Consider the following 18659-nt stretch of genomic DNA (forward strand, 5'->3'; position numbering starts at 1 on the left):
TCGGCGTGGTCCGGGTAGAGTTGAGTCATCGCGGCTCAAGTAGCACGCCGCTGACGAAGCGGCACCGCGAGCGAGACTCCGCGGGACACCCGCGTCACCACACGAAGCGACCCCCGTGATCCGGGCGCCGCGGCAACAGAAGGAGAACACCCCATGGCTCGTGCAGTAGGAATCGACCTGGGTACCACCAACTCGGTGGTCTCGGTCCTGGAGGGCGGAGAGCCCACCGTCATCGCCAACGCCGAGGGCGCGCGGACCACGCCGTCCGTCGTCGCGTTCACCAAGGACGGCGAGGTGCTGGTCGGCGAGACCGCCAAGCGCCAGAACGTCACCAACGTCGACCGCACCATCTCGTCCGTCAAGCGCCACATGGGCACCGACTGGACCGTCGGCATCGACGACAAGAAGTACACGTCGCAGGAGCTGTCCGCCCGCATCCTCGGCAAGCTCAAGCGCGACGCCGAGCAGTACCTGGGCGACTCGGTGACCGACGCGGTCATCACCGTCCCCGCGTACTTCAACGACGCCGAGCGCCAGGCCACGAAGGAGGCCGGCGAGATCGCGGGCCTCAACGTGCTCCGCATCATCAACGAGCCCACCGCGGCCGCCCTCGCCTACGGCCTCGACCGGGGCAAGGAGGACGAGCTCATCCTCGTCTTCGACCTCGGCGGCGGCACGTTCGACGTCTCCCTCCTCGAGGTGGGCAAGGACGACGACTTCAGCACCATCCAGGTCCGCTCCACCGCGGGCGACAACCGCCTCGGCGGCGACGACTGGGACCAGCGCATCGTCGACCACCTCGTCAAGCGCTTCAAGGAGTCGACGGGCGTCGACGTCTCGAACGACAAGATCGCCAAGCAGCGCCTCAAGGAGGCCGCCGAGCAGGCGAAGAAGGAGCTCAGCTCCTCCACCAGCACCTCGATCCAGCTGCCGTACCTCTCCCTCACGGAGAACGGCCCGGCCAACCTCGACGAGACGCTGACCCGCGCCAAGTTCGAGGAGCTCACGAACGACCTGCTCGAGCGCACCCGCAAGCCCTTCGAGGACGTCATCCGCGAGGCCGGCGTGTCGGTCGGCGACGTGGCCCACGTGGTCCTCGTCGGCGGATCCACCCGCATGCCCGCCGTCGTCGACCTCGTGAAGAAGCTCACGGGCGGCAAGGAGCCCAACAAGGGCGTCAACCCGGACGAGGTCGTCGCCGTCGGCGCCGCGCTCCAGGCCGGCGTGCTGAAGGGCGAGCGCAAGGACGTCCTCCTCATCGACGTCACCCCCCTGAGCCTCGGCATCGAGACCAAGGGCGGCATCATGACCAAGCTCATCGAGCGCAACACGGCCATCCCGACCAAGCGCAGCGAGACCTTCACCACGGCAGACGACAACCAGCCGTCCGTGGCCATCCAGGTCTTCCAGGGCGAGCGCGAGTTCACCCGCGACAACAAGAACCTGGGCACCTTCGAGCTCACCGGCATCGCGCCGGCGCCCCGCGGGATCCCGCAGGTCGAGGTCACCTTCGACATCGACGCCAACGGCATCGTGCACGTGTCCGCCAAGGACAAGGGCACCGGCAAGGAGCAGTCGATGACCATCACGGGCGGATCCTCGCTCGGCAAGGAGGACATCGAGCGCATGGTGCGCGAGGCCGAGGAGCACGCGGCGGAGGACAAGACGCGCCGCGAGCAGGCCGAGGTCCGCAACAACGCGGAGCAGCTCGCCTACTCGATCGACAAGCTCATCAAGGAGAACGACGACAAGCTGCCCGAGGACGTCAAGTCCGAGGTCCAGGGCGACGTCGACGGCCTGAAGAGCGCCCTCGCCGGCGACGACGAGGACGCGGTCAAGACCGCCTTCGACAAGCTGTCCGCCAGCCAGACCAAGCTCGGCGAGGCCATCTACGCGCAGGGCCAGCAGGAGCAGGCCGCGGGCGAGACCCCCGAGGGCGCGTCCGAGGCGAAGAAGGACGACGAGGACATCGTCGACGCCGAGGTCGTGGACGAGGACGACGAGGACAAGAAGACCGACCGATGACCGAGGACACCGCGAACGGCGAGGGCCGCGGGCCCGAGGACGAGGGAGCCGAGCAGTCGGTCCCCCCGTCCTCGGACGGACCCGACGCCACGGCGCACCAGGCAGCCGACCAGGCCTCCGTCCCGGGCGAGGACGGCGCGTTCGTCGAGGCCGAGGGCCCCGACGTCGAGACGACCGACCCCATGGACGAGGAGCTCCAGGACCTCATCGAGCAGACCCGGGCGGAGCCCGTCGAGGGCGACTCCGAGCACCTCGCGGACCTGAAGCGCGTCACCGCGGAGTACGCCAACTACCGCAAGCGCACCGAGGCCAACCGCGAGATCGAGCGCCAGCGCGCGGTCGGCGACGTGGTCAAGGGCATCCTCCCGGTGCTCGACGACCTCGACCGGGCCGAGAAGCACGGCGACCTGGCGGAGGGCGGACCGCTCACCGCGATCGTCGCCAAGCTGCGGACGAACGTGGAGCGCATCGGGCTGGTCAAGGTGGGCGCCGTCGGCGACGCCTTCGACCCGCAGGTGCACGAGGCGATCTTCCAGAAGCCGAACCCCGAGGTCCAGGTGGACACCGTGGCGGACGTCGTCGAGAGTGGCTACTACATCGGCGAGACGCTGCTGCGGGCCGCGAAGGTCGTCGTCGACAAGCCGGAGTAGCGCCATCAACCGCAGCATCGATCCGGCTGCACCCACCCCGGTCCGGGCGTCCGCACGCGCGGGCGCCCGGACCGGGTCGTGCGGCCCCCACCACGAGACGAAGAAGAAGGGAGGCGTCTGATGGCCAGCCAGGACTGGTTCGACAAGGACTTCTACAAGGTCCTCGGAGTGTCCAAGGACGTCTCGGAGGCCGACCTCAAGAAGGCCTACCGCAAGCTCGCGCGGCAGTACCACCCGGACAGCAACCCGGATCCGTCGGCCGAGGCGCGCTTCAAGGAGATCAGCGAGGCGCACGCCGTGCTCGCCGACAAGGAGCAGCGCAAGGAGTACGACCAGATCCGCGCGATGGGATCCGGCGCGCGCTTCAGCGCGCCCGGTGCCGGCGCGCCGGGCGGCGGGTTCGAGGACGTGTTCGGCGGCATGTTCGGCCAGCAGGCCGGCGGCCGCGGGCGGCGGACGGCCGGGTTCGGATCCGGCCAGCCGCAGTACAGCCAGGGCGGGTTCGAGGACATCCTCGGCGGCATGTTCGGCAACGGCGGCTTCGGCCAGTCGACCGGCGGCTACCGCGGCTACGGCGCACCCACCAAGGGGCGCGACGTCACGGCGACCACCACGATCGACTTCCTCACCGCGGTGCAGGGCGACGTCGTGCGCCTGCAGGACTCCGACGGCCGCCCCCTCACGGTGCGCGTGCCGGCCGGCGTCTCCGACGGGCAGAAGATCCGCCTCGCCGGCAAGGGCGAGCCATCGGGCGACGGCGGCGCGTCGGGCGACATCATCCTCACCGTGCACGTGCGACCGCACCCCGTGTTCGAGCGCGACGGGCTGAACCTCCGGGTCAACGTGCCCGTCACGTTCCCCGAGGCCGCGCTCGGCGCGACCATCGAGGTGCCCACGCTCGGCGGCGACCCGGTGCGGCTGAAGGTCGCGCCCGGCACGTCCAGCGGCAAGGTGCTGCGCGTCAAGGGCCGCGGCGTCACGACCCCGAAGGGCACGGGCGACCTGCTCGCGCGCATCGAGGTCGCGGTCCCGTCCCGCCTCACCGACGCCCAGCGCGTGGCGCTCGACGCGTTCGCCAGCTCGGGACCCGGCGAGGACCCGCGCCGGGAGCTCATCGAGCGGGCCAGGAGCTGACGTGGATCCCCGCGACACGATGGACGAGGACGCCCCCGTCTTCGTGATCTCCGTGGCGGCCGAGCTGTCGGGCATGCACCCGCAGACGCTCCGGCAGTACGACCGCCTCGGCCTCGTGTCGCCCACCCGCACGGCCGGGCGCTCCCGCCGCTACTCGATGCGCGACATCGTGCAGCTGCGGGAGGTCGCCCGGCTCGGCGCGGAGGGCGTGAGCCTGGAGGGCATCGCGCGGATCCTCGAGCTCGAGAACCAGGTGACGGAGCTCCGCGGTCGCGTGCGGCAGCTGGAGTCGGCGCTCGCCGACGAGCTGCTGTCGCGGCCCGGCCGCCGGGTGTTCGCGGCCCGCGGCGACGGCGACGTGGTGTCGCTGCGCGCGGGCGTGCGGCCGTCGCGGCCGACCGAGGTCGTGCTGTACCGGGCGGCGCTCGCCATGCCCCGCGACGAGCGCGACGGCTCCGGGCGCGACGCGCGGTGAGCGACGCACCCGCACCCGCACCCGCATCCGCCGCCGACGACCTGCTCGACCTCGGCGCGCTCCGCCGTCGGCCCGACGTCGAGGCCGAGAACCTCTTCGCCGTGGACGCGGCCGACCGGCTGCTCCTCGACGAGCTCGTGGCGCTGCTCGACGCGGCCTCCGCTGCCGGGCATCCCGTCCGGCCCGAGGAGCTCGTCGTGGTCGGCGACCAGTACGGCGCCCTCGCGCTCGGCGCCGCCGCCGCGCTGCGTCGAGCGGGGGCGCCGGATCCCATCCGCATCCGCGTCCACCAGGACGCCCTCGCCTCCGAGACCGCGCTCCGCCTCAACGCGGAGCTGATCGGCGAGACCGCGGAGATCGCCCACCACGGGCTGGACGACGCCCTAGCTGCCGGTGCCCGCGTCGTCGTCGCGCGTCTGCCCCGCAGCCTCGACGCGCTCGACGAGTGGGCCGGCGTGCTCGCGCGGGCGGCCGCCGACGACGTGACGGTGCTCGCCGGCGGACGCGTGAAGCACATGACCCCCGCGATGACCGACGTGCTCCGCCGCCGCTTCGGCGAGGTGCACGCCACGCTCGCCCGGCAGAAGTCGCGGATCGTCGTCGCGCGACAGCCGCTGACCGCGACCGTCGACGACGGCGACGCCTACCCCCGCCGCGCGTCCCACCCCGACCTCGGCCTCGAGGTGCGCGCGCACGGCGCCGCCTTCGCGGGTGCCCGCGTCGACATCGGCACGCGCTTCCTCCTCTCCTTCCTCGCCGACCTGCCCGCCCACGCCCGCGTCGCGGTCGACCTCGGCTGCGGCACGGGCGTCCTCGCGTCGGCCGTCGCGCTCGCCCGGCCGGACCTGCGCGTGATCGCGACCGACCAGTCGTGGGCGGCCGTCGACTCGGCGCGCGCGACCGTCGCCGCGAACGGGGTCGCGGACCGGGTGACCGTGGTGCGCGACGACGCGGGATCCACCGTGCCCGACGGATCCGCCGACCTCGTGCTCCTGAACCCGCCCTTCCACACGGGCGCCACCGTCCACGCGGGCCTCGCGCCGCGCCTGTTCGCCGCCGCCGCGCGCATGCTCCGCCCCGGCGGCCAGCTCTGGACCGTCTACAACAGCCCGCTCGGCTACCGGCCGCAGCTGACCCGCATCGTGGGCCCCACGCGCGAGGCGGGTCGGAACGCGAAGTTCACGGTCGCCGTCTCGACGACGCCCGACCGGCGGGCCTAGCCTCGGGTCCACCGCGGCCGCCCGGCCCGCGCCCGCTCGCCGAGGAGCCGCCATGCCCACCTTCCGCACCCGCGTCCTGCAGGCCCGCGTCAGCGCGACCGGCCTCCCGGTGCCCCGGAGGCCCTCGACGAGCTGGGCGCCGGGAAGCGCCCCGCGGTCGTCGTCACCGTCGCGGGCTACACGTACCGCACGAGCGTCGGCGCGATGGGCGGCCAGCACCTCATCCCGCTGAGCGCCGCGCATCGCGCCGCGTCGGGCGTCGCTGCCGACGACGACGTCGAGGTGACCATCGAGCTCGACGAGCAGCCGCGCGAGGCCGTGATCCCGGACGAGGTCGCCGCCGCCCTCGCCGCGGAGCCCGCCCTGGCTGCGGCGTTCCGCGCGCTCTCGTCGAGCCGGCAGCGCGCCGTCGTGGATCCGATCGCCGAGGCGAAGACCGCCGAGACCCGCGCGCGCCGCGTCGAGAAGGCGCTCGCCGCGTTGCGCGGCTGACCCCGCCCGGCCGGCGTCCGCGCCGCGCTCGTCATGACGTCGGCGGATCCAGCACCAGCAGCTCGCCGATCTCGCACTCCAGCGCGCGGCAGACCGCGACGAGGGTCGAGTAGCGGATCGCCCGGGCCCGGTCGTTCTTCAGCACGGAGAGGTTCACCTGGCTCACGCCCACGATCGCGCTCAGCCGCGTGAGCGTCATGCCGCGGGCCGCGAGCAGCTCGTCGAGGCGGCAGTGGACGCCGGTGGGGCCGTCGTCGTCGGCGCCCATCAGACCAGGCCGCGGGTGTCGCGCTGCAGGGTCTCGCCGTGCTCGACCACGAGGCCCACGATCATCAGGGCGAAGCCGAGCGCGATGGTCGACGCGTCTACCTCCGCGACGACGGGCCAGAAGCCGTCGAGCCCCTCGGCGGGGTCGTTGAGCGCGTCGCCGACCATCCAGGCCACGCCCGTGCGCGCGGCGAGCGACAGCAGAGCCGCGATCATCACGGTGCCGCCCGCGAGCGTGACCACGAGGCTCAGGCGGCGGGCGAGCGGATCCGGCCGGAGCAGCCGGCGGGCGAGGATCGCGACGGTGCCCGCGAGCGCCATGCCGACGGAGGCGTCGAGCGCGATGCGGACGACGTGCAGCGCGACGATGCCGCCGGACAGCTCGCCCACCGCGACCTCAGCGGTGCGGTACGCGCCCGATCGGAGGTCGGCGGGGCCGGCGTCGGCCTCGGTCGGCAAGGATCCGCGCATCTCGAGCGACGTGTGCACCACCCCGGTCCGCACGGTCTCGACCGCGCTCACGACGGCCGCAACGGCCACCGCCAGCAGCACGAGCACGGCGATCGCGAGGGCCGTCCACAGGACGCCGCGCGTGACGCGCGCGGCCGACCCGGTGCCGGCGAGGGGTGTGCGTGCCATGGTGCGTCCCATCGATCATCGTTACAACGAATGTCGATATGGTGGCACGCGCTCGGGCCCGGTGTCGAGGCCCGCGGGGATCACGCCGGGTGCGTGCGGAACCACTCCAGCAGCCAGCGGGCACGGGACGGCGCGTCGGGACGCGCGGCGGCGGACGCCGGGCGGTCGAGGAAGTCGTCGTAGCCGCGGAGCTGGCGGAGGGTCGCGTCGTCGACCGTGCGGAAGCCCATCGACCAGGCGGGGAACTGGCGTGCGGGGATCTCCTCGTCGAGCAGCAGCCGCACGTCGGTGTGGCGCGCATCGGCCTCGATGGTCGCGAACACCGACTCCACGGCGTCGTGCGGGCCCTCGAGCACCTGCATGAACTTGCCGTCGCGGTGCAGCAGCAGGCCGGTGAGGCCGGTCTGCTCGTTGTTGTGGATGCACTGGCCGAGGAGCTCGGCCAGGTCGTCGTCGCTCATCTGCCGTGTGGCCGTGCTCGTGTAGACGGTCGTCCGCATGGTGCCCCCCTGGTGCTGTGATCCCATCCTCGCGCGTCGCGGGCGTGCACCGTGCACCCGATGCGCGCGCGGCGCGGGGCGGACATCGCGGGGCCGGTGACCCACCGGGGTCCGGCCGGCCGGACCGATGACAAGAGCCCGGCGCGTCCACGGGTACGGCGCGCGCCGGGCTCCTGCTGCTGCCGCGTCCGTTCGGGTCGGTTCGCGGAGGGATCTGATGAGCTGCCCCGCTCGGCGGGGGGACGCGGCGGGCGCTCCTCGGGTATCCATTCGCACGGCGGCATCGGGGGGAATCCGCTGTGCTGAAGAGGACTCTACGTCGCCTGTCCTCTCTTTGGAGGACAAGTCGTGCACGAATAGCGGGTGATCCGAGGGTGAGACGAGGGTGAGAGGCCCGGGAACCCGCCGATCGGCGATCAGAGGGCGGCGCCCCCGAGCGTCCACGTGCGCACGTGCTCCCACGTGAGGGTCGTCCACCAGCGGCCGGACCAGTCCGGGCTGGCGGTGCGGTACATGACGACCGTGTCGCCGACGAAGCCCGTCGGCACGGGCTCGTCGAGCTCGCGGATGAAGGCGCCGACCTCGTCGTGCAGGTCGGGGCGGACGAGGAGGTCGTGCGAGGCGAGCGAGAGGTGCGCCCGGAAGCGCGCGGGGTCGAACGAGTGGTGCTCGGGGGAGTCCATGGGTCGGCGGAACGGTGCCGCGACGCGGTCGATGTCCGCCGCGAGCGCGAGCAGCTCGGCGTTCTGGCTGCCGTCCGGCAGGCCGTCCACGTCGTAGACGAAGCCGAAGCCGTGCTCGCGGACGCCCGCGTTGTGCACGGGGAACGCGGGACGGTCGGCGAGGAGCTCGGTGACCGCCTCGATCACCCGCGGCTCGTCGTGCCCGAACGGCTGGCTCCCGATGAGCGTCGCGTGCGGGGGGAAGGCGCCGGCGGACACGAGGCCGTACTGCGCGCGGATCTGGTCGGTGACGACGGTCACGGCCCGGCAGGTGCGCGCGTCGGGGCGGAGGAAGATCCCGTAGCGGTAGGGGTCGCTGTCGTCGCGGGGGAGCAGCGACGGACGCATCTCGACCCGGCTCGCCGACGCGGGCGCGGTGTCGGGGGCGGCGAGCGCGTATGCGGTGGGGTCGTCGTGGTCCATGGGGATCCTCCAGGCGTCGATCGAGCGCAGGGAACGTTCCCTACGTGGCGACGACGATGGTTCCACATCGCGGATCGGCGAGCGCGGCCGCGGGGTGAACGGCGGGTGGACGCGCGGTGCGCGGGCGCGGGGACGGTGCCCGCGCGGCGACCGCGCGGCGTGCGTCAGGCGCGGAGGCGTGCGGCCGTGCGGCCCGGGATCAGCGCGCCGTCGACCGCGGTGTGGCACGTGCCCGTGACGGTGCCGTCGATGCGGTCGACCACGGCGTCGACGGCGAGGGCGCCGATGACGGGGATCGGCTGGCGCCAGGTCGTGAAGTCGAGGAGCGCGCTCGTGAAGGGCGGCAGGCCGTCGTAGCCGGTGATGGAGACGCCGTCGGGGGCGGTGATGCCGCGGCGGCACAGGCCGTCGAGGATCGCGAGGGCCCACCCGTCGCTCGGGGCCATGATCGCGGTGACGCCGCCCGCGTCGACGATCGCCTGCGCGATGCCGTCCGCCCCCTCGATGTGCCCGCCCCGGTGCTCCTCCCCGCGCACGTGCACGGCGTCGAGGCCGAGCTCGCGGAGTCGGTCGAGCATCGCGCGGGTGCGGGCGGACATCGTGAGGGAGATGGCGGGCGGGAGCGTGAGCACTGCGACGCGGCGGTGGCCGAGGGACGCCACGTGGTCGGCGAGCCCGCGGCCGCCCGCCGTCTCGTCGCAGTAGACGCTGCTGAGCGACGCGTCCACCTCGGGGCGGCCCGCGACGACCGTGGGGATCCGGCGCGCTGACGGCAGGATGTCCGCGACGGGGAGCGCGCCGCTGCACACGATGAGCCCCTCGACCTGCAGCGAGACGAGCGTCTCGAGGGCCTTGCGCTCCTCCACCACGTCGAACGCGCCGAAGCCCGTCGCCGTGACGACCCGGTACCCGCGCTCCGACGCCCGCTGCTGCAGCGCCGTGAGCAGGTGCCCGTAGAAGGGCGTGGACGCGTCGCGCACGAGGACGCCCAGCGTGTGGGTGCGGTGCGCCGACATCCCGCGCGCGTGGGCGTTGGCGACGTAGCCGAGCGCGGCCGCGGCGTCGCGGACCGTCTGCTGCGTGGCGGGGGCGACTCCCGGGGCGCCGGAGAGGGCGCGCGAGACGACGGACTTGGAGACGCCCGCTCGCGCGGCGACGTCGTGGATGGTGGGGGCGGCGCCGGGGCGGCTCATGCGCGGATCCGCGGGGCGGAGGATCCGGGGGCGGCTGCGGAGCGCGGGTTCGGCGCGGGGCGGCGGGCGGCGGAGGGCACGTGTCCACGGTAGCGATGCTCGGGCGCCGTGCGGGGGAGGGTCAGGGGCGCGCGGGCGGCGGGTCCTCGTCGGGCGGCAGCCGGGGCGGGAGCGGGAGGCCGGATGCGCTGGATCCGAGGCGGCGGAGGACCGCGCGCCCGGCCAGGCGGAGGAGGCCGGGCGGCCGCCCCGCGGTGGTCCGGTCGGCATCCGCTGCGGCCGTCGCGCGGCGGGTCGCGCGGAGCGGGTCGTCGTCGGCGGGATCCCCCGGCCAGACGTCATGCAGCGCGCGCAGCCGCTCCTGCAGGAGGTCGTCGTCGCGGTCGGGGCTGCTCAGCACGCGCGGCCTCCCCGGGCGATGCGGCAGGGGCGGCCGCGGTGCGATGTGCCGACGCCGGGCGGCGTGCGCGGGTGCGGGGCGTGCGGCATGGGACCTCGGGCTGCGGCTCGGACGGGAGGGGCACGAGGCTACGGGCCGCGCGGATCCGCCGTCGCGGCTCCTGCACATGCCGCCGCACGGGGCACGTCAGCGGTACCACTCCTCGTCGATGGTGGCGAGGCGCGACGGGTGCACCTCAGCGGTCAGCCCGTAGAAGCGCTGGAAGACCATGATCAGCGGGCGCCAGCGGTCGGGGTCGATCCGGTCCGTCCGCTCCCCGAGGACCGCCCGGTGCACGTGCACCCGCGTGACCCTCACCTCGTACGTCGCCGCGCCGCCCTCCTCGAGGGGATGCGCCGCGATGACCCGCCCCTCCAGCGCCACAGGGCACTCGAGGGCGCGGGGCGGCGCCACGGTCTCGGATGCGTGCGGCGTCAGCCCGGCGTGGGCGAATCGGTCGGCGACGTGCCGGTAGCCGACGGCGGCCTTGTCGGCGGGCACGGGGTCGCGTCCGGTCGTGAGCGCGAGGCGGTCCACCGCGTCGACCTGGTCCGCGGAGGGCAGGTTGATCACGACCTCGCCGGTGTCGCGCAGGTTGGCGGCGGTCTGGGATCGGCTGCCCATGCCGAGGACGGCGGTGCTGCCGAGCCAGAACAGCGACGACATGGGCGCCAGGTTCACCCGCCCGTCCACGCCGACCGTGCTGAGGAGGGCGACGGGCGTGCCGAAGTAGAGGATGGCGGGGTCGATGCGCACGTGGGCGGCGTCCATGGTGATCCGATCGTCGAGGTGAGCGAGGCGGCGGCCGCCTCCCCCGGGTAGACGCCGCAGGGGGAGCGGACGTGAGGTCGTCGGCGCGCTAGGTTCGGCGGGACCCGAGGAGGCGCATGGACCACGAGGACGCGGGCGCCGGGCGCGGCGCGCCGAGCGGCGTCTGGCGCGTGCGGGAGCTGCGGCTCGACCGGATCCACCGCGAGGTCGCCGTGCGGATCGCCGGCGGTCGCGTGACGCTCGCCGATCCCGCCGAGGCGGTGGTCGGACGGCTCGACCTGGCGATCAGCGACGGCGTGGTCGACCGGCACGTGCACCTGGGGCTCGTGGACCGCGCGGCGCTCGCCGGGTCGCCCGTCACGGCCGTGGTCGACCTCGGGTGGGATCCCGCCGAGATCGCCCGCATCGCCGCTCGCCCGCCCGCAGGGGTGGACGTCCGCTACGCGGGTCCGTTCCACACCGCCATGGGCGGTTACCCCTCGGATCGAGCGTGGGCGCCCGCAGCTGCGGTGCGCGAGGTGGCGCGTGCCGAGGACGCGGCGGCGGCCGTCGCGGAGGCCAGGGCGGGCGGATCCGGCGCGGTGAAGATCGTGCTGCACGACGGCGGGCCGCTCCTCGCCGACGACGTGCTGGCCGCGCTCGTCGACGCCGCGCACGCCGCCGGGCTGCCGGCCGCCGTGCACGCGGAGGGCGCGGGACAGGCGGCGCGCGCGATCCGGGCGGGCGCCGACGTGCTCGTGCACGTGCCGTGGACCGAGCGGCTCGACGACGCCACGCTGCGCGAGTCCGCGGCGCGGGACGTGCTCTGGATCTCGACCCTGGCGATCCACGACGGCACCGACCTCGCGACGGCCCTCGAGAACGCCCGCGGGTACGTGGCGCTCGGCGGCCGGATCGCGTATGGCACCGACCTCGGCAACGGCGACCTCCCCGTGGGCCTGAATGCGCGGGAGGTCGAGCTCCTCGGCGAGGTCGGGCTGCGGGGCCCGGCGCTGCTCGACGCCGTGCTGGGCAGCGCGCCCGGCGTCATCGCGCACGCGCTGGCGAGCGCGGATCCGCTGCCGTCGTCCGCCGACGCCACCGCCGGTGAACTCGTGGCGTGGCTGCGCGGGGCGCACCGGCTGGCATCCGCCGACCTCCGCTGAGCGACCGTCGACCACGCAACCCGGCACCCGTCGACCGCGCGCGCCTAGGCTGGAGCATCCCCTGGACCCCGAGTCGCGCAGAGCACCCACCGCGCGCACGACGGAGAGCGCGCTCTCCGCGCCCCCCGCCCCTCCGCGCGGGCCGCCGGATGTCGGCGCCCGGAACGGAGCGCGCCGGATCCGCCCCCTGCCCCAGGACCCCCATGCGACGTCTCCTCGCCCCCCTCGTGCACGTCCTCGCCCTCCCCGGCATCGCCGCCCGGGTGGGGGAGTTCCTCTACCGCCGGGCGGACGTGTCCGGCGACATCCACCCGGACGACGCCGCGCACGGCACCGTCGAGGGGCCGGACCCCGACCGGATCGCGGTCGTGGGGGAGACGGGCATGATCAGCCTCGGGGTCCGCACGCACCAGATCGCCCTCCCCGCGTTCCTCGCGCGGCACCACGCGACCCGCACGGGCCGCGGCGTCGCCTGGTCCATCGCGTCCCTGCCGGGCTCGCGCCTCCGCGAGGCGCCGGCCGTGATCGCCGGTGCCGAGGCCGACCTCGCGCGGGCGGACGCGGTCGTGCTCCTCGCCGGGATCACCGACGTGCTGCGCGTGACCTCCACCGGCGCGTGGAGCCGGCAGATGCGGGTCGCGATCGAGGCGCTGCGGGCGCACCTGCCGGAGGGAGCGTGGATCCTCGTCGCCGACTTCCCGCCGCTCGACAACGCCGGGAGCCTCTCGCGGCCGGCGCGCCTCGCCGCGGGCGTCCACGCGCAGGCCCTCAACCGGCACACCCGCGACGTGGTCGACGGCCTGCCCCTCACCCGCGCCGTGACGTTCCCCGAGGAGCTCGCGCGCGCGCTGTGGCGGCCGGACGGGGAGGAGAGCCGGTACCAGCGCACCTACCGCTCGTGGGGCGCGCACCTGTCGGCGGCGCTCGTCGACGCGCGCGCCGGCGCGGCGGCGGCCGGTGCTCCCGCGGGCTGATCGCCGCCCCGGCTTGTCGCGGGTGATGAGGTTAGGCTAACCTCACCTGCGTGACCTCCCCCGCCTCGACCGCCCCGATCGCGCGCGCCGCGGACCCGGATCCGGCGCCCGCGTCACCCGCCGCATCCGCCCTCGAGGCCCGCGGCATCACGGTCGCGTACGGCGACACGGAGGTCGTGCACGGTGCCGGCCTCGAGATCCGGCCCGGCTGCGTCACCGCGCTCGTCGGCCCGAACGGCAGCGGGAAGTCGACGCTGCTGCGCACGATGGCGCGCCTCCAGGCAGCGCGCTCCGGGTCGCTCGTGCTGCGCGAGGAAGGCGCGGAGGCGGGCGAGTCCGACGCCCTCGACCTCTCCCTCCGCCGCTTCGCCCGCCGCGTCGCGCTCCTCACGCAGGGCCGGCCGACTCCCGGCGGCCTGAGCGTGCGTGACGTCGTCGAGTTCGGCCGCTACCCGCACCGCGGGCGCTTCGGCGGGGCGGATCCCGAGGGCCGGGCGGCCGTGGATCGCGCGCTCGACCTCACCGGCCTCGTCGCCCTCGCCGACCGCGGCGTCGACCAGCTCTCCGGCGGCCAGCTCCAGCGCGTGTGGCTCGCGAGCTGCCTCGCCCAGGAGACGGGGGTGCTGCTGCTCGACGAGCCCACCACGTACCTCGACCTCCGCTACCAGGTCGAGCTCCTCGACCTGGTGCGCGACCTCGCCGACGACGCATCGATCGCCGTCGGCGTCGTCCTCCACGACCTCGATCAGGCCGCCGCGCTCGCCGACACCGTCGCGCTGCTCTCCGACGGCCGGATCGTCAAGACCGGCACCCCAACCGAGGTGCTGACCCCCGACCTCCTCACCGAGGTCTACGGCATCCCCGTCGAGGTCCACGCGGACCCGACGACGGGCAGCCTGCGCACCCGCGCGGTCGCCCGCCACCACCACAGGAACGAGAGGCTCCACCCGTGATCACGAGACGACGAACCCTGGCGATGACCGCCCTCGCCGCCGCGACAGCGCTCACGCTGACCGCATGCGGCACCACCGAGGAGGCGTCCACGGGCGCCGGCACGACGCCGGCCGGCGAGCAGATCACGCTCACCGACGGCACCGGCGCGGAGGTCACGCTCGACGGGCCCGCGACGAAGGTCGTCGGCACCGAGTGGAACGTCGTGGAGAACCTCGTGTCGCTGGGCGTGGATCCCGTGGGCGTCGCGGACGTGGCCGGCTACAGCGCCTGGTCGTCCGCCGTCCCGCTCGTCAATGAGCCCGCCGACATCGGCACGCGCGGCGAGCCGAGCGTGGAGACCATCGCGTCGCTCGCGCCCGACCTCATCGTCGCGACCACCGACCTGCCGGCCGACGCGATCACGCAGCTGAAGGCCATCGCGCCCGTGCTGCAGGTGAACTCGGCCGACGGCAGCAAGCAGATCCAGCAGAGCGAGGACAACCTCGAGCTCATCGCGAAGGCGACGGGCACCGAGGACAAGGCGACCGAGGTCATCGGCGCGTACGACCAGGCCGTCACGGACGCGAAGGCGAAGCTCGACGCGGCCGGGCTCGCCGGATCCAAGTTCCTGTTCGCCGACGCGTACGTGGACGCCGGCGCGGTCGCCATCCGCCCGTTCGGGACAGGCTCGCTCATCGGCGACGTCACCACCGAGCTCGGCCTCGAGAACGCGTGGACGGGCGAGGTCGACCCGGCCTACGGCCTCGGATCCACCGACGTCGAGGGCCTCACGACCGTCGGCGACGTGCAGTTCCTCTACAACTCCAACTCCACGCAGGGCGACGACCCGTTCGCCTCCACGCTCGCGGGCAACGCCGTGTGGCAGTCGCTGCCGTTCGTGACGGCGGGCGACGTGCACCGCATGCCCGACGGCATCTGGGCGTTCGGCGGCCCGGCGTCGATGACGGCGTACGCGAAGGCCGTGTCGGACCTGCTGGCCGGCTGACCCGCATCCCGCTGAACCGATGACCGCTCCCGTCCGCACCGCGCCCCCGGCGGCCGACGCGCCTCACGCGTCCGCCGCCGCGGCGTCGATCCCGGGACCCGTCCCGTCGCTCGCCGCCGTCGCGCGCGCCGACGGGGCGGGCCGGATCCCGGTGCGGGCGGTCGCGGTCGTCGCCCTCCTCGCGCTCGTCGTCGCGGTGCTCGCGGTGATCGACGTCACGCAGGGCACCGCCGCGGTCGGGCCGCGCGAGGTGTGGCAGGCGCTCACCGGGCGCGCGACGCCGGGCGACGCGTCCGTCGTGGTCGCGTCCCGGCTGCCGCGCATGGCCGCGGGGATCCTCGTGGGCCTCGCCCTCGGCGCGGCCGGCGCCGCCCTCCAGACGGTGAGCCGCAACGTGCTCGCCTCGCCCGACACGCTCGCCGTGAACGCGGGCGCGTACGCGGCCCTCGCGGTCGCGGCGGTCACGGGCCTCACGCTGCCGGTGCTCGCGGGGGCGGGCGTCGCGTTCGTCGGCGGGCTCGTCGCGGCGGCGATCGTGCTCGCGGTCTCGGGCCTCGGATCCGGCACCGTGCGCCTCGTGCTCGCGGGCAGCGCGCTCGCGCTCGGCCTCGGATCCGTCACCAGCGCGCTCCTCCTCCTCTTCCCGCAGCAGACCTCCGGTCTCTACCGCTGGGGCCAGGGCGGCATCGGCCAGAACGGCTTCGACGCGGTCGCGCAGATGGCGCCGGTCGTGGTGGTCGCGCTCGGGATCCTGCTGCTCATCACCCGCCGGCTCGACGCGCTCGGGCTCGGCGACGACGCCGCCCGCAGCCTCGGCGTCGACGTGCGGGCGACCCGCGTGATCGCCGTGCTCGCCTCGGTGCTGCTCGCCGCCGCCGCGGTGACGGTCGCCGGGCCCATCGGCTTCGTCGGCCTGTACGCGCCCGCGTTCGTGCGGCCGCTGCGCCGGCTCGTGCCGGGCGTCCGCCGCTCGTGGGTCTTCATCCCCGTCGCCGGGCTCATGGGCGCGGCGGTCGTGCTCCTCGCCGACGTGCTGCTGCGCGCGGTGGTCGGCGCCGAGGCGTCCGTCGCCGTGCCGACCGGGCTCGTCACCTCCCTCATCGGCGCGGTCGTGCTCGTGGTCCTCGCCGTGCGCACCCGCGACAGCGCGACGCCCGCGCCCACCGAGCGCCACGGCGTGGTCTCCCGCCGCCGGGTCGCGCTCGTCGTCGGCGCGCTGGTCGCGGTGCTCGTCGGGCTGCTGCTCGCGTCGGTGCTCCTCGGCGACGCGAAGCTGCTCCTCGGCGACGTCGTCAACGGGATCCGCGGCACCGCCGGCCCGGTCGTCAGCTACGTGCTCGACACCCGCGTGCCGCGCGTGCTCGCCGCCGTGCTCGCGGGCGCGGCGCTCGCGCTCGCGGGCGTGCTCGTGCAGGCCGTGACCCGCAACCCGCTCGCGGATCCCGCGATCCTCGGCGTCTCCGGCGGCGCGGGGCTCGGCGCCGTGCTGTTCGTGACCACCGCGCCGCTCGCGTCGGGCTGGGGCATCGCCGGCGCGGCCGGACTCGGGGCGCTCGCCGCGGCGGCCGTCGTCTTCGGCCTCGCGGCGCGCGGCGGCTTCCCGCAGAACAGGCTGGTGCTCATCGGGGTCGGCGTCTCCGCGGGCACGGCCGCGGCCATCAGCATGATCATCGTGCTCACCGACCCGTTCAACGGTGCGAAGGCTCTCACCTGGCTGTCGGGATCCACCTATGGCCGCGGCGTCGACGACGCCCTCCCGGTGCTCGCCGCCCTCGTGCTCGCGGTGGCGGTCGCGGCACCGCGGCACCGGATGCTCGACCTCGTCGCCCTCGACGACGACACCCCGCGCCTGCTCGGCCTCTCGCTCGGCCGCTCCCGCCTGCTCGCCCTCTCGATCGCGGTCGTGCTCACGGCGACGGCGGTCGCGGCGGTGGGCGTGATCGGCTTCGTCGGCCTGGTCGCGCCGCACGCGGCCCGCGCGCTCGTCGGATCCCGCCACGCGCGCGTCGTGCCCGTCGCGATCCTGCTGGGCGCCGCCCTCGTGACCCTCGCCGACCTGCTCGGCCGCACCGTGATCGCCCCGGGCCAGCTCGGCGCCGGCCTCGTGACCGCGCTCGTCGGCACGCCGTACTTCGTGTGGCTGCTGTGGCGCGGGCGGGCGGCGCGGGGGCGTTAGGGGCGTCCGTGGTCCGGCCGACCGCGATGGTGTGGATGAAGACGTCACGGCGACGGGGGATCACCTAGCTTCTCGTGCGCGGGCCTCTTCGCCTACCACGCCCGTGTTGTGGGGACACTCATGTTGGGGACGCTGCTGGTCATTGCCCGCATGTGCGCAGGTGGATTCTTCGTCTGGACGGGCAGCGCGAAACTGAGCCGGTCTCGACACTTCTGGTCCCAGATCATGGGTTACAAGATCGTCGGACCCCGTCAAGCCAGATTGCTCGCTGCCGCGCTGCCTCCCGTCGAGTTCGTCGCCGGCTTGTTCTTCGCCGCTGGGCTATGGCCCGCCGTGACGGGGTGCGTCCTGCTTCTGCTGCTCGCCGCATTCACTGCCGCCATCGCATCCTCTCTGCTCCGCGGCCTCGAGAACGATTGCGGCTGCGCGGGGAGCGATCGCGTCTCACCGCTCCTCATCGTCCGCAACGTCATGCTCGCCTCGCTGGCGGTCGCCGGAATGTCATCCGCGGCGCCGGCTTATTCCGGCGAGATCATCGTCGTGGCATGCGGGTGCCTCCTTGTCGTCGTAATCAGCTCCAATTCGTATCGTGCAATAGGAAGATAATCACCATTCAAATCGAAAGGCATGCGCATGTCGACTCGACGCAGCATCTTGAGGGGCCTCATCGGGGCCGCCGCGCTCACGGCAACCGGACAGGGCGGACCATTCACGGCGTTCGCCTCATCGGCTTCGGCGACGCCCATCCGTGAATCCGACCATCCGTGGTACCTGCAGCCGCTCGCGGCGACTGCTAGCGCGGGCGCCGATGATCTGGCGGTCCTCCATCGGGCAGCGGTGGCGGCGGCCGTCCAAGAGGGGTATGCGCCGGACGTCGTATCCTCGGCGGTCGCACAGGCCACCATGTCGGTCAACACCCGCGGCAACAGGGTCGGCAAGTGCTCCCTGATCTTGGATGCGCAGTCCGTATTCGTGCTGACGAAGGAGTTCGGAACGGGGCATCTGAATCGTCAGGCTGTGCAGACTCTCTGGGCGGGAGGTGACAGCCTCGTTCGAGATCTCGTGCCGGCTGCTCACGCCAAGATGATGGCTTCTGGCGAATCGGGCAGCATAGAGGCGGCGGATGCGGCTTCGAGCTGCTGTACTGTGCTCGGAAATGCGATCGGCACGTGTTGCCGATATGACTTCCAAGGGCTGTTTGAATGCTGCGGCCCCTGTGGTTTCACTTTTCCCGAGATCCCGGTCTTCATAGCCTGCGTTGCCATCTGGTGCAATTACTGCTCGGCGGCGCACTGTAAGGAGTGGTACTACGAATGTTGATGCGTCCGATGTGAGGTGCTCCCGGAGGTGGGTTGCGCCGATGCTGTCGAATGCGTGCCGAGCTCGATGGATGGGGAGCGCGTGCCCCGCACGCGAAACCGATGCCCTGTCCCTACTCGGTCGCCGGGTCGGCTCGGCCGCACCGTGATCGGCTG

General features: G+C 74.0%; 20 protein-coding genes. 13 read left to right on the plus strand and 7 right to left on the minus strand.

Annotated elements, in window-relative coordinates; translation table 11 throughout:
* Positions 1 to 153: 153 nt before the first annotated feature.
* From dnaK to K0V08_RS11805, 6 genes are all read left to right on the plus strand, one after another.
* Positions 154 to 2025, plus strand: a complete 1872-nt coding sequence (dnaK, locus tag K0V08_RS11780; protein WP_011931370.1) for a molecular chaperone DnaK — start codon at positions 154 to 156, stop codon at positions 2023 to 2025.
* Positions 2022 to 2675: a nucleotide exchange factor GrpE gene (locus tag K0V08_RS11785; protein ID WP_079530864.1), complete on the plus strand. Its 654-nt coding sequence runs from the start codon at positions 2022 to 2024 to the stop codon at positions 2673 to 2675. Before dnaK ends, K0V08_RS11785 begins: the two co-directional genes overlap by 4 nt.
* A 120-nt stretch (positions 2676 to 2795) precedes the next feature.
* Positions 2796 to 3809, plus strand: a complete 1014-nt coding sequence (locus K0V08_RS11790; protein WP_079530867.1) for a DnaJ C-terminal domain-containing protein — start codon at positions 2796 to 2798, stop codon at positions 3807 to 3809.
* 19 nt (positions 3810 to 3828) lie between these two features.
* Positions 3829 to 4284 carry a heat shock protein transcriptional repressor HspR gene (locus K0V08_RS11795; RefSeq protein WP_169716127.1) on the plus strand — a complete coding sequence of 152 codons (456 nt, stop codon included), beginning with the start codon at positions 3829 to 3831 and terminating at the stop codon, positions 4282 to 4284.
* Positions 4281 to 5504 carry a class I SAM-dependent methyltransferase gene (locus tag K0V08_RS11800; protein ID WP_172405413.1) on the plus strand — a complete coding sequence of 408 codons (1224 nt, stop codon included), beginning with the start codon at positions 4281 to 4283 and terminating at the stop codon, positions 5502 to 5504. Before K0V08_RS11795 ends, K0V08_RS11800 begins: the two co-directional genes overlap by 4 nt.
* Before the next feature lie 132 nt (positions 5505 to 5636).
* Positions 5637 to 5996, plus strand: a complete 360-nt coding sequence (locus K0V08_RS11805; RefSeq protein WP_228510910.1) for a YdeI/OmpD-associated family protein — start codon at positions 5637 to 5639, stop codon at positions 5994 to 5996.
* Positions 5997 to 6027: 31 nt separating this feature from the next.
* Here K0V08_RS11805 and K0V08_RS11810 read toward each other — a convergent pair whose 3' ends face one another.
* The 7 genes from K0V08_RS11810 to K0V08_RS11840 all read right to left on the minus strand — a co-directional run bounded on the left by K0V08_RS11810 (position 6028) and on the right by K0V08_RS11840 (position 10950).
* The gene (locus K0V08_RS11810) at positions 6028 to 6264 is read right to left on the minus strand and encodes a helix-turn-helix domain-containing protein (RefSeq protein WP_079530872.1); all 237 of its coding nucleotides are present in this window, start codon (positions 6262 to 6264) and stop codon (positions 6028 to 6030) included.
* A complete protein-coding gene (locus K0V08_RS11815; RefSeq protein ID WP_079533572.1) occupies positions 6264 to 6902 on the minus strand; it encodes a hypothetical protein in 639 nt (212 codons plus the stop codon). Before K0V08_RS11815 ends, K0V08_RS11810 begins: the two co-directional genes overlap by 1 nt.
* 80 nt (positions 6903 to 6982) lie before the next feature.
* Positions 6983 to 7402, minus strand: a complete 420-nt coding sequence (locus tag K0V08_RS11820; protein WP_043560403.1) for a BLUF domain-containing protein — start codon at positions 7400 to 7402, stop codon at positions 6983 to 6985.
* A gap of 416 nt (positions 7403 to 7818) precedes the next feature.
* On the minus strand, positions 7819 to 8547 hold the full coding sequence (locus K0V08_RS11825) for a 2'-5' RNA ligase family protein (RefSeq protein ID WP_079530874.1): 729 nt from the start codon (positions 8545 to 8547) through the stop codon (positions 7819 to 7821).
* 164 nt (positions 8548 to 8711) lie between these two features.
* Positions 8712 to 9740: a LacI family DNA-binding transcriptional regulator gene (locus tag K0V08_RS11830; protein ID WP_079530877.1), complete on the minus strand. Its 1029-nt coding sequence runs from the start codon at positions 9738 to 9740 to the stop codon at positions 8712 to 8714.
* 121 nt (positions 9741 to 9861) lie between these two features.
* Positions 9862 to 10140: a hypothetical protein gene (locus K0V08_RS11835; protein WP_050976274.1), complete on the minus strand. Its 279-nt coding sequence runs from the start codon at positions 10138 to 10140 to the stop codon at positions 9862 to 9864.
* A gap of 186 nt (positions 10141 to 10326) precedes the next feature.
* Positions 10327 to 10950, minus strand: coding sequence for a flavin reductase family protein (locus tag K0V08_RS11840; protein WP_011931381.1), 624 nt, complete (start codon positions 10948 to 10950; stop codon positions 10327 to 10329).
* Between the two features lie 116 nt (positions 10951 to 11066).
* On the opposite strand from K0V08_RS11840, the gene K0V08_RS11845 reads away from it, so the two are divergent.
* The 7 genes from K0V08_RS11845 to K0V08_RS11875 all read left to right on the plus strand — a co-directional run bounded on the left by K0V08_RS11845 (position 11067) and on the right by K0V08_RS11875 (position 18504).
* Entirely contained in the window at positions 11067 to 12095 is a 1029-nt protein-coding gene (locus K0V08_RS11845; protein ID WP_079530879.1) for an amidohydrolase family protein, read from the plus strand.
* 203 nt (positions 12096 to 12298) lie between these two features.
* Complete coding sequence (locus tag K0V08_RS11850; RefSeq protein WP_079530882.1) at positions 12299 to 13069, plus strand: SGNH/GDSL hydrolase family protein; 771 nt, start codon at positions 12299 to 12301, stop codon at positions 13067 to 13069.
* A 50-nt stretch (positions 13070 to 13119) separates the two neighbouring features.
* The gene (locus K0V08_RS11855) at positions 13120 to 14022 is read left to right on the plus strand and encodes an ABC transporter ATP-binding protein (RefSeq protein ID WP_079530884.1); all 903 of its coding nucleotides are present in this window, start codon (positions 13120 to 13122) and stop codon (positions 14020 to 14022) included.
* A complete protein-coding gene (locus tag K0V08_RS11860; RefSeq protein ID WP_011931385.1) occupies positions 14019 to 15008 on the plus strand; it encodes an iron-siderophore ABC transporter substrate-binding protein in 990 nt (329 codons plus the stop codon). The genes K0V08_RS11855 and K0V08_RS11860 overlap by 4 nt, the downstream gene beginning before the upstream one ends.
* 19 nt (positions 15009 to 15027) lie before the next feature.
* Entirely contained in the window at positions 15028 to 17184 is a 2157-nt protein-coding gene (locus tag K0V08_RS11865) for an iron ABC transporter permease (protein ID WP_079530887.1), read from the plus strand.
* A gap of 120 nt (positions 17185 to 17304) precedes the next feature.
* Positions 17305 to 17790 (plus strand): MauE/DoxX family redox-associated membrane protein, encoded by a 486-nt coding sequence (locus tag K0V08_RS11870; RefSeq protein ID WP_011931387.1) that lies wholly within the window; start codon positions 17305 to 17307, stop codon positions 17788 to 17790.
* Between the two features lie 27 nt (positions 17791 to 17817).
* A complete protein-coding gene (locus tag K0V08_RS11875) occupies positions 17818 to 18504 on the plus strand; it encodes a hypothetical protein (RefSeq protein ID WP_128516962.1) in 687 nt (228 codons plus the stop codon).
* Positions 18505 to 18659 lie beyond the last annotated feature (155 nt).

The sequence above is a fragment of the Clavibacter michiganensis genome, from assembly GCF_021216655.1.
In the GTDB taxonomy this organism is placed as follows: Bacteria; Actinomycetota; Actinomycetes; order Actinomycetales; family Microbacteriaceae; genus Clavibacter; species Clavibacter michiganensis.